Origin of the sequence: Tabrizicola piscis (assembly GCF_003940805.1) — a bacterium.
GTDB classification, from domain to species: Bacteria; Pseudomonadota; Alphaproteobacteria; order Rhodobacterales; family Rhodobacteraceae; genus Tabrizicola; species Tabrizicola piscis.
On the sequence record NZ_CP034328.1, the window covers coordinates 1,434,037 to 1,448,462 of the forward strand.

General features: G+C 64.9%; 15 protein-coding genes. 8 read left to right on the forward strand and 7 right to left on the reverse strand.

Translation table 11 applies throughout. The features are described from left to right. Positions 1-77 precede the first annotated feature (77 nt). Positions 78-416 (forward strand): DUF952 domain-containing protein, encoded by a 339-nt coding sequence (locus tag EI545_RS06855; protein WP_125324779.1) that lies wholly within the window; start codon positions 78-80, stop codon positions 414-416. Next, the gene (locus EI545_RS06860) at positions 413-1,474 is read left to right on the forward strand and encodes a quinone-dependent dihydroorotate dehydrogenase (RefSeq protein WP_125324780.1); all 1,062 of its coding nucleotides are present in this window, start codon (positions 413-415) and stop codon (positions 1,472-1,474) included. Before EI545_RS06855 ends, EI545_RS06860 begins: the two co-directional genes overlap by 4 nt. Before the next feature lie 78 nt (positions 1,475-1,552). Here EI545_RS06860 and EI545_RS06865 read toward each other — a convergent pair whose 3' ends face one another. The 5 genes from EI545_RS06865 to EI545_RS06885 all read right to left on the reverse strand — a co-directional run bounded on the left by EI545_RS06865 (position 1,553) and on the right by EI545_RS06885 (position 6,490). Continuing rightward, positions 1,553-1,789 carry an Lrp/AsnC ligand binding domain-containing protein gene (locus EI545_RS06865; RefSeq protein ID WP_125324781.1) on the reverse strand — a complete coding sequence of 79 codons (237 nt, stop codon included), beginning with the start codon at positions 1,787-1,789 and terminating at the stop codon, positions 1,553-1,555. Positions 1,790-1,810: 21 nt separating this feature from the next. After that, positions 1,811-3,358, reverse strand: a complete 1,548-nt coding sequence (locus EI545_RS06870) for an ATP-dependent DNA helicase (RefSeq protein ID WP_164517238.1) — start codon at positions 3,356-3,358, stop codon at positions 1,811-1,813. Between the two features lie 41 nt (positions 3,359-3,399). After that, positions 3,400-3,621 carry an SH2 domain-containing protein gene (locus tag EI545_RS06875; protein WP_245990320.1) on the reverse strand — a complete coding sequence of 74 codons (222 nt, stop codon included), beginning with the start codon at positions 3,619-3,621 and terminating at the stop codon, positions 3,400-3,402. Positions 3,622-3,731: 110 nt separating this feature from the next. Next, complete coding sequence (gene ccrA, locus EI545_RS06880) at positions 3,732-5,024, reverse strand: crotonyl-CoA carboxylase/reductase (RefSeq protein ID WP_125324782.1); 1,293 nt, start codon at positions 5,022-5,024, stop codon at positions 3,732-3,734. 131 nt (positions 5,025-5,155) lie between these two features. Beyond that, positions 5,156-6,490 (reverse strand): 1-acyl-sn-glycerol-3-phosphate acyltransferase, encoded by a 1,335-nt coding sequence (locus tag EI545_RS06885; RefSeq protein ID WP_125324783.1) that lies wholly within the window; start codon positions 6,488-6,490, stop codon positions 5,156-5,158. Positions 6,491-6,671: 181 nt separating this feature from the next. Here EI545_RS06885 and EI545_RS06890 point away from each other — a divergent pair, with 181 nt between their 5' ends. The 6 genes from EI545_RS06890 to EI545_RS06915 all read left to right on the forward strand — a co-directional run bounded on the left by EI545_RS06890 (position 6,672) and on the right by EI545_RS06915 (position 12,747). Next, a complete protein-coding gene (locus tag EI545_RS06890) occupies positions 6,672-8,630 on the forward strand; it encodes a protein meaA (RefSeq protein WP_125324784.1) in 1,959 nt (652 codons plus the stop codon). 79 nt (positions 8,631-8,709) lie between these two features. Continuing rightward, positions 8,710-9,108 (forward strand): hypothetical protein, encoded by a 399-nt coding sequence (locus EI545_RS06895; protein WP_125324785.1) that lies wholly within the window; start codon positions 8,710-8,712, stop codon positions 9,106-9,108. Next, complete coding sequence (locus EI545_RS06900) at positions 9,093-9,548, forward strand: hypothetical protein (RefSeq protein ID WP_125324786.1); 456 nt, start codon at positions 9,093-9,095, stop codon at positions 9,546-9,548. Before EI545_RS06895 ends, EI545_RS06900 begins: the two co-directional genes overlap by 16 nt. A 72-nt stretch (positions 9,549-9,620) precedes the next feature. Next, complete coding sequence (gene deoD / locus EI545_RS06905) at positions 9,621-10,325, forward strand: purine-nucleoside phosphorylase (RefSeq protein WP_125324787.1); 705 nt, start codon at positions 9,621-9,623, stop codon at positions 10,323-10,325. 119 nt (positions 10,326-10,444) lie between these two features. Then, positions 10,445-11,767, forward strand: a complete 1,323-nt coding sequence (locus tag EI545_RS06910; protein WP_125324788.1) for a serine hydroxymethyltransferase — start codon at positions 10,445-10,447, stop codon at positions 11,765-11,767. Further along, entirely contained in the window at positions 11,764-12,747 is a 984-nt protein-coding gene (locus EI545_RS06915) for an aldo/keto reductase (RefSeq protein ID WP_125324789.1), read from the forward strand. The genes EI545_RS06910 and EI545_RS06915 overlap by 4 nt, the downstream gene beginning before the upstream one ends. On the opposite strand, the gene EI545_RS06920 is transcribed toward EI545_RS06915, so the two are convergent. Both EI545_RS06920 and EI545_RS06925 read right to left on the reverse strand, forming a co-directional pair. After that, complete coding sequence (locus EI545_RS06920; protein WP_125324790.1) at positions 12,738-13,604, reverse strand: urea carboxylase-associated family protein; 867 nt, start codon at positions 13,602-13,604, stop codon at positions 12,738-12,740. The two genes, EI545_RS06915 and EI545_RS06920, sit on opposite strands and share 10 nt — an antisense overlap. Positions 13,605-13,644: 40 nt before the next feature. Then, complete coding sequence (locus tag EI545_RS06925) at positions 13,645-14,421, reverse strand: succinate dehydrogenase iron-sulfur subunit (RefSeq protein ID WP_125324791.1); 777 nt, start codon at positions 14,419-14,421, stop codon at positions 13,645-13,647. Positions 14,422-14,426 lie beyond the last annotated feature (5 nt).

Consider the following 14,426-nt stretch of genomic DNA (forward strand, 5'->3'; position numbering starts at 1 on the left):
CCCGGTTGTCCACGCCTGCATTGGCGCAACCGCGCTGACGGATTGACCGCGCGCCCGGCACAAGGCACAAGCGCGGCATGTTGATCCTGAAGATCTTCCGCCGCCCCGAATGGGATGCCTTCCGCACCGCGGGCGAGACGCTCGGCGCGCCGATCGACCTTGCGGATGGCTACATTCATTTCTCGACCCCCGCGCAGGTGGCCGAAACGGCGGCAAAATGGTTCGCCACGGAAAGTGATCTTGTCCTTGTCGCCTTCGATCCGGACCGGCTTGGCCCCGCCCTGAAGTGGGAGCCTTCACGCGGCGGCCAGCTTTTCCCGCATCTCTACCGCGCGCTGCGGCTGGATGAGGTCGTGTGGGACAAAAGCCTGCCCCTTGGCGCCACCGGCCACATCTTCCCCGAGGGGCTGTGGTGACTGCGTTTGAACGCGCCGGGCTGGCCCTGCTGCACCGCTGCGATCCGGAACGCGCCCATGCCTTGTCACTTCTGGCGCTGAACCTGGGCCTTGCCCCCCTGCCCGGCCCGGTCCGGAGCGCCCGCCTTGCGACCAGCCTAGCCGGGATGGCCCTGTTGAACCCCGTCGGCCTTGCCGCGGGATATGACAAGAACGCCACCGCCATCGCCGCCCTCAGCCGCGCCGGTTTCGGGTTTGTCGAGGTTGGGGCGGCTACCCCTCTGCCCCAGCCCGGAAATCCCCGGCCACGCCTCTTTCGCCTGTCGGAAGACCGCGCCGCCATCAACCGGTTCGGCTTCAACAACGACGGCGCCCCCGCCATCGCCGACCGTCTCGCCCGCCGCACCAAGGGGCCAGTGCCGGTCGGGCTGAACCTTGGCGCCAACAAGACCTCGGACAACCGCGCCGCCGACTTTGCCCGTGTGCTGGCCACCTGCGGCCCGCATGTCGATTTCGCCACGGTCAACGTCAGCTCCCCCAACACCGAGAAACTGCGCGACCTGCAAGGCCCCGCCGCGCTGGCAGCCCTGCTCGCCGGGGTGATGGAAGCCCGCGCCGCCCTGCCGACCCCGATCCCGATTTTCCTGAAAATCGCCCCCGACCTTACCCCGGACGATCTCGCCCAGATTGCCGAGGTAGCACTTGCCTCAGGCCTCTCCGGCATCATCGCCACCAACACCACCCTGTCGCGCGAAGGTTTGAAATCTGCAAACCGGGGCCAAGCCGGCGGCCTATCCGGCGCGCCTTTGTTCGAAAAGTCCACCCGCGTCCTTGCCCAGCTTTCGCAACTGACCGATGGCAAACTGCCCCTGATCGGTGTCGGCGGCATCTCCTCTCCCGAAGACGCCTACGCCAAGATCCGCGCCGGGGCCTCAGCCGTGCAGCTTTACACCGCAATGGTCTACCACGGCCTCAGCCTCATTCCCCGCATTGCAACGGGCCTCGACACCCTTCTCGCCCAAGACGGCTTCAACACCGTCGCCGACGCCGTCGGCACCAACCGCTGCGCTTGGCTTTGACGCACCGCCCAAAGCCCTTTCACATTGGCACAAATATCCCGGGGGTCCGGGGGCAGCGCCCCCGGCGGCCAGCCAAGCCTAGAACGCCTTGAAGGTCATCGTGGTCAAGGTCCGCTGGATGTCCGGAATGTCGAACAGCTTGGACGACAGGTAATGCCCGCTATCCTGATCATCCGGGATATAGACCTTCGCGATCAGGTCATAGTCGCCGCTGGTCGAATACATCTCGCTGACAACCTCACGGTCCCAGATCGCGTCGGCCACCGCATAGGTGGTGCCCGGCGTGCAGCGGAACTGGACGAAAACCAAGGCCATCGGACCCTCCCTCTTCTTGCCCTACCCTAGATCGCCCGGCGCGTCAGGGGAAGCCTCGGCCAAGGCCAAAGGTGCGGGTTCGCGCTTCAGATCGTCGATCGACAGCGGCGCCAGCGGCCGCGCCAGCCGGTTTCGCACCACCCAATGCAGCCGCGTCTGGGCTCGGGTGATCGCGACATAGGCCAACCGCTTCCACAAGGGCACCCCGGCCTCGTTCCGCCCCGACTGGGCGGCGGCGTAAAGATCGGGGGCGAACACCTGAACGTCCTCCCACTGCGACCCTTGCGCCTTGTGGATCGTCACCGCCGCGCCATGCAGAAAGGCCGCCCCCATCCGCGCCGCATGGGGGATGAAGGGCTCTTCCTCATCCGGCTTCTCGATCTTGATGATCGACGCCGCCGAAACCTGCGGCTCTTCCGCCCCCACGACATGCAACCGCGCGAATCCTTCGCGGTTGCCCTCGCCCAGATAGATCACCTGCGCGCCCTTGATCAGGCCCCGCGCTTCCAGATCGATCCGCTTCTTCCTGTGCTTCAACGGCAACTCGATCCCGTCGCAGATCAGCGGTTCCCCCGGCAAAAGCTGATCCTCCGGAGCGCCATAGGCATTGCGGAAGGCCTGGATCAGCCGCACCCGCGTCGCGTTGCGCCAGACCAGCACGGGGGAGCGGGCCATCAGCCCCGCCTCCACCCGCTCAGCCCAGACCACCCGGCCATCGTCGCGGGCCTTGGCCTGCACCATCGCCTCGAACTCTTCAAACCCCAGCCGGTCATCGCCCAGCGCATGGGCCAGATCCAGAATCGGGTTGTCTTGCGTTTGCCGGTGGATGCGGGACAGGGCAAGCCTGCGCGCCTCGGGCAGCTTGTCAAAGACCATCGCCCCGGATGACCCCACCGGCGCCAGCTGGGCCGGGTCACCGAACAGCACCAGCACAGGAAAAATCTCGCGCAGATCCTCAAGCTGTCGTTCGTCCAGCATCGAGCTTTCGTCGACGAACCCCACGTCCAGCGGTTCTTCCCGCCGTTTCCAGCCCTTGATGAAATCACTGCCCTTCAGCCCAGCCGCAGCCAGAGCCCCGGGGATCGAGGCGACCTGCTGGTAAAACGCATGGGCCCGGTCCAGCGCCAGTTCCGTCAGCCCCTCGACCACCGGGCGCGGGCCAGTGCCAGCCAGCCATTCGGCAATCTTTTCGTACTGTGGGTCATAGACCGGCGTGTACAGGATGCGGTGGATTGTGGTGGCCGGAACCCCGCGCAGCCGCAGGACCGATGCCGCCTTGTTCGTCGGCGCCAGAATCGCCAGCGTCCGGCGGTCCTTGCGCTTGCGCCCCTCATAATCGCCGGACACCACGTCCAGACCGGCCGCTTTCAGGCTGCGATACATCTCGGCCAAAAGCATCGTCTTGCCGGACCCCGCCTTGCCGACCACGGCCAGCACGGTTGCCTTGCCTTCGACCATCGGCGTGGTTGTGCCTTCCGCAAGGTCGATCCCATGGCCGACAAGCAACGCGGACAGGCGATCAAAGGCCTCGGCCTGGTCTTCCGAAAAGGTAAGGGCGGGCAGTTGCATCGCCTGACCATATCGCCGCCCGCCGCCCGGTGTAAGACCCACTAATGGGCTTGGCGGCGGATGAAAATCGGAACGGGCCCGTCCATGTCAGCCTGAGCGCCGATCTCGCGCCGGGCGGTCACAAGCGTCTCCTCCACTTTCAGGGACAGTTCCGGCAAGTCATTCCTGCGGGCATAGTCCTGCAGGTCCGACAGCGTGTCGAAGATCCAGTCGTGGCGCATCAATCCCTCGGGACGAACAATCCGCAGCTGCCCCGACGCCATGATGCCCTGATCGTCCCCGCCGGGCGGGGCAGCCAGTCATCAACCGCGCCGGTTTCCTGCACCTGCAGACATAAGCCCCTCAAAGTAAACCACTGATTAAGGGTTGCAAGTCAAGCGCCTTTACTCGCCTCCAGCGTGTCCTCAAAGGTCCGCAGCCCGGTACGCGGGGCCTGCACCAGCACCGCCATGTTGCCGGGCTTGTGCTGGTTCTTCCACATCAGCGTATGCGCCCGCGGGATTTCGGACCAAGGGAACACCTCGGACATGCAGGGGTCCAGCCGCCGTTCCACCATCAGCTTGTTGGCGCTTGCCGCCTGCTTCAGATGGGCGAAATGGCTGCCCTGCAGACGCTTTTGGTGCATCCACATATAGCGGACGTCAAAGGTGCAGTTGAACCCGGTCGTCCCTGCGCAGATCACCACCATGCCGCCCTTCTTGCAGACCAGGCTGGACACGGGGAACGTCGCCTCGCCCGGGTGTTCGAACACCATGTCGACGTTCACGCCCTTCCCGGTGATGTCCCAGATCGCCTTGCCAAAGCGCCGCGCCTCTTTCAGCCAGGTGTTGTACTCCTCGCTGCCAACCTTCGGCAGTTGCCCCCAGCAGCTGAAGTCATTGCGGTTGATCACCCCCTTGGCACCCAACGACATGACGAAGTCCCGCTTCGTCTCGTCCGAAATCACCCCGATCGCATTGGCCCCGGCCGTATTGATCAACTGGATCGCATAAGACCCAAGGCCCCCGCTTGCGCCCCAGACCAGCACATTCTGCCCAGGCTTCAGGTCATGCGGCTCGTGCCCGAACAGCATCCGGTAGGCCGTGGCCAGCGTCAGCGTATAGCAGGCCGACTCCTCCCACGTCAGGTGTTTGGGGCGCGGCATCAACTGCTGCGCCTGCACCCGGGTGAACTGCGCAAAGCTGCCGTCCGGAGTTTCATACCCCCAGATCCGCTGCGTGGGCGAAAACATCGGATCACCGCCGTTGCATTCCTCGTCGTCGCCATCGTCCTGGTTGCAGTGGATCACCACCTCATCCCCGACTCTCCAGCGCTTCACCTTGTCGCCCACGGCCCAGACGATGCCCGAAGCATCCGACCCGGCGATGTGAAAGGCGGCCTTGTGGCCGTCAAACGGGCTGATCGGCTGGCCAAGACCGGCCCAGACCCCGTTGTAGTTGACCCCAGCCGCCATCACCATCACCAGCACTTCGTTGCTGTCGATCGCCCAGGTGTCCACCACCTCGACCTGAAAGGCCATGTCGGGGGCGCCATGCCGGTCTCTCCGGATCGCCCAGGCATACATCTGCTTTGGCACATGCCCCAGCGGCGGCATCTCGCCCAGCTCATACAGATCCTTTTTCGGCGCGTCGTAGATCGCAGGTGCAGATTGCGTGTCCAAAGCCAAACCAGCCTCCATCTTTGATGCCGCGCCGCAGAATCAGCGCGCCTTGTCCGCAGCTAACCGACGGCTGCGCAACTTTGCAATAGGATGATTGGGTGTTTTTGTAATTTTATGTCTGCGGCGTTGCAGCAACGTCAGACATCCGGGATCGCAGCCGCATAGAAGCCCAGCAGCCGCCGCTCCGAGGGCACGGGTTGCAGGCTGTCGCTGACCAGCCCCCGCGCGATCAGGGGGGCAAGGCCTTCCTCTAGGGCTGCATCCAGACCCTGCGGCGGCAGCTTCAGCACCGCCCCCGCCGCCGTCAGCCGCGCGACCAGCGCCTCGATCCGCCCGCGCAACTCTGCGCGTGAGGCAGCCCCATCGCCCAGCGCCCGTGCCACCAGCGGCACAGGCAGCACCGGCACAACCTCGGCAATCGCGGCCATCAACCGCGCGCCAAGCCCGTCCACCGTCCCGCCCCCAGCCAGAAAGGCCCGTAAGCTGACCGGGGCGCCAAACCCCGCCGCCGCAGTGCCAAACCCCTTCCTGCGTCCCATCAGGCGGGCCATCAGATACCGTGCCGTTTGCCATGCCGCCCGGACCGGCCGGTTGCGAAAGCGCCGCGTCTCTCGGGCCGCTGCGTCGACCAGCACCCGGTCCTCCAGCACCCGGTCATAGGCCAGACCCACCGGAACGAAGACCACATCGCGCCCGTCCGGCCTGAAACCCTCGACGATGTAGCTGATCAGCCCCATCTTCGCAGGGCCCACGCGCCCGTCCAGACTAAGCCCACCTTCGGGAAAGATCGCCTGCGTCGTGCCCTCTTCGGTCGCCATCTGGACATAGCGCGCCAGCACCCGCCGATAGAGCGCGTTGCGGCTGCCACGCCGGATGAAATAGGCCCCCATCGCCCGGATCATCACGCTCAACGGCCAGACCCGCGCCCATTCCCCCACCGCATAGGACAGGGCCGCGCGGTCCGCCACCAGCCAGGTGATCAGCACATAGTCCATGTTCGAGCGGTGGTTCATCACAAAGACCACGGTCGCCTTCGGGTCGACATGGGCCAGTTCCTTGTCCACCTTGCCCACCCGAACCCGGTACAGAAACCGGCTCAGGCCCTTCGCCGCCCGCGTGGCAAAGCCGAAATACAATGTCGCGGAAAACCCCGGCACGATTTCTCGGGCGTAGCGCCGCGCCTCTTCAAAGGCCACCTCGCCCGGCACGCCCGTTTCGGCCGCATGCGCCATCGCCGCTTCCACCACGTTCGGATCATAGGCCAGCCGCGCCACCATGTCTGACCGCTGCGCCAGCTTGAACAGGTCGACCTTCCGGTCCAGCCGCGCATTCAGCCGCTGCATCGCCCGTTCAGCCCGACGCCGGAAGAACCACCTGACCGAGGGGAACAGGAAATGCGTGGCGAAACTGACCATGGCAAAGCCAAGAATCAGCGCCAAAAGCCAGACCGGAACCGCCACTGTACCGAACATCGGCCTACCCTGCCCGAAACCGGAAACCTCGTCGATGACTTCGTCACTCCTCGCAGGCGCCCCCGCGACGAGAAGACGAAGTCGCACGAGGAGCATCGCCGCAGCGCAGCGATTGACATTGGCATGAAATTTCGCATATGCCAGCCTCAGCGCAACAAAATTACCGCACGACGAGGCTGAGATGACCCCCGAAAAGCCCTGGCTCTTCCGCACCTATGCCGGCCATTCCACCGCCGCCGCCTCAAACGCGCTTTACCGCACCAACCTGTCCAAGGGGCAAACCGGCCTTTCCGTCGCCTTCGACCTGCCAACCCAGACCGGCTACGACAGTGATGATCCCCGCTCTGCAGGTGAGGTCGGCAAGGTCGGCGTGCCCATCGCCCACCTTGGCGACATGCGGGCGCTGTTCCGGGACATCCCGCTGGAACAGATGAACACGTCGATGACGATCAACGCCACCGCGCCGTGGCTTCTGGCGCTCTACATCGCCGTGGCCGAAGAACAGGGCGCCGACACCACCCAACTGCAAGGCACTGTCCAGAACGACATCATCAAGGAATACCTCTCCCGCGGCACCTATATCCTGCCGCCCGAACCGTCCTTGCGCCTCATCACCGACGTGGCCGCATATACCGGCCAGCACTTGCCCAAGTGGAACCCGATGAACGTCTGCAGCTACCACCTGCAAGAGGCCGGGGCCACGCCGGAACAGGAGCTTGCCTTCGCGCTCGCCACCGCCTGCGCGGTGCTGGATGATCTGAAAGTGAAAGTTTCCGCCGAACAATTCCCCGCAATGGCGGGAAGAATGTCGTTTTTTGTCAATGCCGGCATCCGCTTCGTGACCGAGCTTTGCAAGATGCGCGCCTTCACCGCCTTGTGGGACGAACTCCTCGAAACCCGCTACGGCATCACCGACCCGAAATTCCGCCGCTTCCGCTATGGCGTGCAGGTCAACTCCCTCGGCCTCACCGAACAGCAGCCGGAAAACAACGTCACCCGCATCCTGATCGAGATGCTGGCCGTCACCCTGTCCAAATCCGCCCGCGCCCGCGCTGTCCAGCTTCCCGCCTGGAATGAGGCGTTGGGCCTGCCCCGCCCATGGGATCAGCAATGGTCGCTGCGCATGCAGCAGGTTCTGGCCTATGAGACCGACCTTCTGGAATACGGCGACCTCTTCGACGGCAATCCCGCGATCGACCGCAAGGTCGAGGCCCTGAAGAAAGGTGCCCTTGAAGAACTCGCCCATATCGACGCGATGGGCGGCGCGGTCGCGGCCATTGCCTACATGAAATCCCGACTGGTCGAATCGAACGCGGACCGCATCGCCCGCATCGAATCCGGCCAGACCACGGTTGTCGGCGTGAACCGTTTCACCACCTCCGAACCTTCGCCCCTGACCACCGGTGACGGCCTCATCATGCAGGCCGACCCAAAGGCCGAGGCTGACCAGTGCGCCCGCCTGATCCAATGGCGCAGCGACCGCGACCCTGCCATGGTCAAGGACGCCCTCAAGGCCCTGCGCCACGCGGCCCAGACTGGGGCGAACATCATGCCCGCCTCGATCCAATGCGCCAAGGCCGGCGTCACCACCGGCGAATGGGGCGCCGCGATGCGCGCGCTCTATGGCGAATATCGCGCCCCGACCGGCGTGTCGCAAAACCCCTCCAACCGCACCGAAGGCCTTGAACCGGTGCGTGAGGCTGTCGCCCAGGTCGCCGCCAGGCTGGGCCATCCCTTGCGCCTTCTCCTTGGCAAGCCCGGCCTTGACGGCCATTCCAACGGGGCCGAACAGATCGCCACCCGCGCCCGCGACTGCGGGATGGAGATCACCTATGACGGCATCCGCCTCACCCCGGCCGAAATCGTCGCCGCCGCCGCCGAAAAGCGCCCCGATGTCATCGGCCTGTCCATCCTGTCCGGCAGCCATCTGCCCCTGATCCGCGAAACGCTGCAGCTTCTGCAGGACGCGGGCCTGTCGCACACCCCCCTCGTCGTCGGCGGCATCATCCCGGACGAGGATGCGCTTGCCCTCTCCGCGATGGGAGTCGCGAAGGTCTACACGCCCAAGGATTTCCAGCTGAACCAGATCATGCTGGACCTTGCAGCCCTTGCCGATCCCGCACCCGTCGCGGCCGAATGACCCTAAGGTTTTCCCGCCTTTTCCCGTGCCGCATTGCGCCCTATCCCGAAGGCCAGACCGCCACCGGAAAGGCCAACCCATGCTGCGCCCGCTTCTTCTTGCCCTGATCGCTTGCCCCGCAGCCGCGCAGGACGCCGCCTGGCCTGACGAATTCGCCGCAACCATCTCGGACTCGCAGTCGATGTGCGCCGACTTCGCCATCGCGCCTGAGGCCGTTACCCAGCGCGACCTGAACGGTGACGGCACGCTGGACTGGGTGCTCGACACCGCCGGGTTTTCCTGCGCCGACAGCTACGGCACCTTCTGCGGCACCGGGGGCTGCGCGGTCGAGACGCTGATCGACGGCGTGAAGGGCTCGCTCCTCCTCCTCAGCTGGGACACGGTGACGGATGGCGGCACGACCTACCTCACCGCGCCGAACCGCTCCGGCGAAACCGTCCGCTTCCTGTGGTCCGGCAACGAATGGCAACTGCAATGATCCGCGCGGGTATGGCCTTTGTCCTTGTCGCAGCACCGGCCTTTGCGGACGTTCCCCGCCCACCGGCCCTGCAGACCTTGCTGGACTACCACGCCACTGCCTGCACCGCGCAAGGCGGCGCGCTGGAAATCCCCGACGTTGCCATTGTCCCGGCCTTCCTTTTCGGCCCTGATGACCCTGCCCTTGTGCTGGACAGCCGCAAACTTTCCTGCACCGCCGCGCCCGCCATGTTCTGCGGCGACGGACTGGGATGTGAACTGAACGTCTTCGTAGGTGCCGCCCAACACAGCCTTGTCGTACTTGACTGGTCGCTGATCCCGGATGACGACCGCCAGCTTTTGCAGGTCACCATCTCGGGCGAGCTGCTGAATACCCCGGAACCCGGCACTTTCCGCATGACTTGGGATGCGGCCACCTCGGCCCTGACGACGGTCGACTGACCCCACTCCACCCCTTGCCAATCCAGCCTTGCCGCCGGATGAAGGGTGCAGAACCGACCAGAGGGGAACACCATGACCGTCCACATCGGCGCCAAACCCGGCGAGATTGCCGAAACCGTCCTGATGCCGGGCGACCCCTACCGCGCCCGATGGGCCGCACAGACCTTTCTGAAAGACGCGGTGCTGGTGAACGAGGTGCGGGGCATGCTGGGCTACACCGGCACCTGGAACGGCCACCGCGTCACGATCCACGGGTCGGGCATGGGGATGCCGTCGCTGTCGATCTATGCCAATGAACTGATCCGCGACTATGGCGCCAAGACGCTGATCCGCATCGGGTCAGCTGGTGCCCTGCCCGAACACGTCAAGGTCCGCGATGTGATTCTGGCGCAGACCTGCTCCACCCTCGGCTCCCCCTCGCGCGCGATCTTCCGCGAGCTGAACTTCGCCCCCTGCGCCGACTTCGGCCTTCTGTCCAAGGCCCATGCCGCCGCAATCGCCAAGGGGACCCCCACCCATGTCGGCGGGATCTATTCCTCGGACACCTTCTACGACGAACGGCCCGACCTTTGGAAAGAACTCACCCGCCACGGCTGCCTTGGCGTGGAAATGGAAGCGGCCGAGCTTTACATGGTCGCCGCCCGCCATGGCGCCCGCGCCCTCGCCATCCTTACCGTGTCCGACCACATCGCCACCGGCGAAGCCTTGCCATCTGACCAACGTGAGCGGAGCTTTGGCGCAATGGTCGAGATTGCGCTGGAAGCCGCCTTTGCCTGACCGTCAAAGGACGGCGGTCATCCCAAGCCCCAGGCTACCCTGTCCTTGGTTTTTCGCAAATCTGGGTTGCCCGCAAGGCCCTCGCCGGGTCAACTGTGCCCAACATGCAGGAGTCCGCCATGTCCCACCTCAGCCCCCGCCCCTGGGTGCCCGCCGCTTGCGAAACCTTGGTCCAACGGATCGCCAGCGAAACCGCCGTCCCATCGGTGCAGATCGCCGACCGGATCGAAGCCCTGATCGCCGCGAACCTGCAAATCCACGATCAGGATTGCTTCAACCTCAACCCCGCGACCAACGTGATGAACCCACGGGCTGAGGCGGCGCTGGCGCGTGGCCTTGGCTCACGCCCATCGCTGGGCTACCCGGGCGACAAGTACGAAATGGGGCTTGAGGCGATTGAAGAGATCGAGGTCATCACCGCCGAACTCGCCGCCGAAATCTTTCAGGCGCGCTACGCGGAAATCCGTGTCGGCTCGGGCGCGTTGGCCAACCTTTACGGCTTCATGGCGCTGGCGAAACCGGGTGACAGCATCATCGCCCCTCCCGGCAGCATCGGCGGCCATGTCACGCATCACGCCGCCGGGTGTGCCGGGCTTTACGGTCTGACCACCTACGCCGCCCCGATTGACGCGGATGGCTATACCATTGATCTTGCAGCGCTCCACGACCTTGCCCACGCTGTCCGGCCAAAGATCATCACCGTGGGCGGCAGCCTGAACCTGTTTCCGCATCCGGTGGCAGAGGTCCGCAAGATCGCCGATCAGGTCGGCGCCAAGGTCCTGTTCGACGCCGCCCACCAATGCGGCATCATCGCTGGGCGCGTCTGGGCCAACCCGCTGACCGAAGGCGCGCATCTGATGACGATGAGCACTTACAAATCCCTCGGCGGTCCCGCGGGGGGTCTGATCGTCACCAATGACGCCGCGATTGCGGAACGCCTTGACGCCATCGCCTTCCCCGGCCTTACCGCCAACTTCGACGCGGCCAAATCCGCGGCGCTAGCCCTCACGCTGCTTGACTGGCGGGACCATGGGCAGGCCTATGCGAAGATGATGGTCGATCTGGCCCGCGCGCTTGCCACCGAGCTTGCCAACCTTGGCCTTCCCGTCCATGCAGCAGACCAGGGTGCCACCACATCGCACCAGTTTGCGATTGAAGCCGCTGCCTTTGGCGGTGGCCAGGCCGCGTCCAAGACCCTGCGCAAGGCGGGTTTCCTTGCCTGCGGTATCGGCCTGCCGATCCCCGACGTCCCGGGTGACATGAACGGCCTGCGCATCGGCACGCCGGAACTTGTCCGCCGTGGTGTCACCCCCGCCGACGCCAAGGCGCTGGCAAGCCTGATCGCGGAAGCGCTCCGCTCCAACGCCCCTGAAACCATCGCCCCCCGCACCCGCGCCCTGCGCGCCGGGTTCCAAGGCCTGCATTACATGACGGTCACATGAGAAAACGCCGCCTTGGCCTGATTGGCCCCGATGTCTCGGCCCTTGGGCTTGGTTGCCTGTCCTTCGGCGGCATGTTCGGCCCCACGACCGAGGCTGAAAGCCTGCGCACGCTGGATGCCGCCTGGGACCATGGGATCAATTTCCTTGATACCGCGAATGGTTACGGCAAAGGCGTCAGCGAAACCGTGATCGGCACATGGCTGGCCAGCCGCGGGCACCGCCCGCACATCGCCACCAAGGCCGCCTTCACCGACGACCCGGCCCGACGGATCGACAACCGGCCGGAGCATCTGAGGGCCGAACTGGAAGGCTCGCTGAAACGGCTGGGGGTTGACCATGTCACCCTGTTCTACGCCCACCGGCATGATCCGCTGATCCCCGCCGAGGACCTTGCCGGAACCATGCAACGCCTTATTGGTGAAGGCAAAATCCTCGGCTACGGGCTGTCCGAGATTGCGCCCTATACGCTGGAGCGTGCCCATGCCGTGCATCCGGTCATGGCGGTGCAGAATGAATATTCGCTATGGACCCGCCAGCCGGAACTGGGCCTGATCCAGCGCTGCATGGCGCTTGGGGTGGCCTTCGTGCCATTCTCACCGCTGGCGCGCGGGGTGTTCGGCACCCCCATGGCCGATCCGTCGAATTTCCCGCCGGGTGAATTCCGCACCCGCATCCCCCGGTTCTATCCGGAAAACTGGCCGCACAACCTGATGAAACTGCAGGCATTCCACGCCTATGCCCATGACCACGGCTACACCCCCGCCGCCCTTGCCCTGGCCTGGCTTTTGGACCGTGCCGGCCACCTGATCCCGATCCCCGGCACCCGCAGCGCCAGCCATCTGGCCGATTGGGCCACCGCGCCCGAAATCGACCTGACCGACGAAGACCGTGAGGAGATTGACCGCATCCTTCCCGTCGGCTGGGCCTGGGGCGACCGCTATGACGAGGCACAGACAGTGACGGTCGAACGCTACTCCTGACCGTGGCTTCGGTCATACCCGTTGCGCCTTGGCGGCTGCCACCCCTTGGCGGGCGCGGCTGGCCTGAACACCTGCACCAGCAGCGGGTGGCATGCCGCCGCATCCGAAGAATGTTCGGCAGAACAATCGCCGCCGGGGCAGGCTGACAGGGCCCCCAGAAGGTCAATTTCCGCCATGAATTCAAGGTAATCCCCGGGCCGCACCGGGCTGGCCTTCATGAAATACTGCCCGGTGTCGCGGGTAAAGCCGGTGCACATGAAGACGTTCAGCACGTCATGCACATGCAGCTCCGCCGCATGAAGCGGCAGGCCGGTCCGGTCCGCAACCGCCCGGGTCAGATTGGAATGGCAGCAGTGGTGGTACTGGTCGCCACCCGACAGCAGCGCATGGGTATATGGGTCGCAGCGCGTGCCGATCACGTCATGGACACTGCCACCAAAGGCATCGAAACCGTACCAGTCCAGCGTATCATCGGTGATCGTCGCCATCGGACGCAGATGGGGCAGGCAGGACCACATCCGGTCGCCGGTCGAAAGATGCGTGCCATGCAGCGCCCGGGTCTTGCCGGAAAAGAACCGCTCACCCAGGCCATCAGCGGCAAAGAGGTTTAGGTCGCCGACCTGCGGACCTTCGACGCTGACGATGCGGAAGAAATGTCCCGCTGGCACCGAAAAACACCGCGCCTCACGCGGAGGGACCAGAACCTCCGCCGTCAGGGTCCACCCCTCCCGCGCGGCGCGATAGGCGGCAAGGTCAGGGGCCGGCAACCCCTCGACCGGGTAGCAGATGACCGGGGCCACCGCCTTGCGGGCGGGGCCATCTGATGGGGCGTTGTGGTCAGGTGCGACGGGCTTCATCCCGCAAACCTTGCGCCAAAATGGCCGCCGCGCAAGGTGGTTACACCACCCGCTCGACCATCATCCCCTTGATCTCGGCAATCGCCTTGGCCGGGTTCAGCCCCTTCGGGCAAGTCTTGGCGCAGTTCATGATCGTGTGGCAGCGGTACAGCTTGAACGGATCTTCCAGATCGTCCAGCCGTTCGCCCGTCGCCTCGTCCCGGCTGTCGATGATCCAGCGATACGCATGCAGCAGCGCCGCCGGCCCAAGGTAGCGGTCACTGTTCCACCAGTAGGACGGGCAGGATGTCGAACAGCAGGCGCACATCACGCATTCATAAAGCCCGTCCAGCTTGGCGCGGTCGCCGATCGACTGCTTCCATTCCTTGGCCGGGCGGTTCGTCTTCGTCTCAAGCCATGGCATGATGCTGGCATGCTGGGCGTAGAAATGCGTCAGGTCGGGGATCAGATCCTTGATCACCGGCATATGCGGCAAGGGATAGATCTTCACATCGCCCTTCACCTCATCCAGCCCATAGATGCAGGCCAGCGTGTTGATCCCGTCGATGTTCATCGCACAAGACCCGCAGATGCCTTCTCGGCAAGACCGGCGGAAGGTCAGCGTCGGGTCAACTTCGGTCTTGATCTTGATCAGCGCGTCCAGAACCATCGGTCCGCAGCTGTCCATATCGACAAAGTAGGTATCCACCCGCGGGTTTTCCCCATCATCGGGGTTCCAGCGATAGACCTGAAACTTGCGGACGTTCTTCCCGTCAGGCTTTGGCCAGGTCTTGCCAGTGCGGATTTTCGAGTTCTTGGGCAGGGTGAACTGGACCATGGGAT

Excerpts from the sequence above, each read along its gene's own strand:
- EI545_RS06910 (WP_125324788.1), top strand. The coding sequence starts at position 10,445 with ATGTCCCACCTCAGCCCCCGCCCCTGGGTGCCCGCCGCTTGCGAAACC.
- deoD (WP_125324787.1), top strand. The coding sequence starts at position 9,621 with ATGACCGTCCACATCGGCGCCAAACCCGGCGAGATTGCCGAAACCGTC.
- EI545_RS06890 (WP_125324784.1), top strand. The coding sequence starts at position 6,672 with ATGACCCCCGAAAAGCCCTGGCTCTTCCGCACCTATGCCGGCCATTCC.
- EI545_RS06885 (WP_125324783.1), bottom strand. The coding sequence starts at position 6,490 with ATGTTCGGTACAGTGGCGGTTCCGGTCTGGCTTTTGGCGCTGATTCTT.
- EI545_RS06925 (WP_125324791.1), bottom strand. The coding sequence starts at position 14,421 with ATGGTCCAGTTCACCCTGCCCAAGAACTCGAAAATCCGCACTGGCAAG.
- EI545_RS06915 (WP_125324789.1), top strand. The coding sequence starts at position 11,764 with ATGAGAAAACGCCGCCTTGGCCTGATTGGCCCCGATGTCTCGGCCCTT.
- EI545_RS06920 (WP_125324790.1), bottom strand. The coding sequence starts at position 13,604 with ATGAAGCCCGTCGCACCTGACCACAACGCCCCATCAGATGGCCCCGCC.
- EI545_RS06870 (WP_164517238.1), bottom strand. The coding sequence starts at position 3,358 with ATGCAACTGCCCGCCCTTACCTTTTCGGAAGACCAGGCCGAGGCCTTT.
- EI545_RS06900 (WP_125324786.1), top strand. The coding sequence starts at position 9,093 with ATGGCAACTGCAATGATCCGCGCGGGTATGGCCTTTGTCCTTGTCGCA.
- EI545_RS06855 (WP_125324779.1), top strand. The coding sequence starts at position 78 with ATGTTGATCCTGAAGATCTTCCGCCGCCCCGAATGGGATGCCTTCCGC.
- EI545_RS06865 (WP_125324781.1), bottom strand. The coding sequence starts at position 1,789 with ATGGCCTTGGTTTTCGTCCAGTTCCGCTGCACGCCGGGCACCACCTAT.
- EI545_RS06875 (WP_245990320.1), bottom strand. The coding sequence starts at position 3,621 with ATGGCGTCGGGGCAGCTGCGGATTGTTCGTCCCGAGGGATTGATGCGC.
- EI545_RS06895 (WP_125324785.1), top strand. The coding sequence starts at position 8,710 with ATGCTGCGCCCGCTTCTTCTTGCCCTGATCGCTTGCCCCGCAGCCGCG.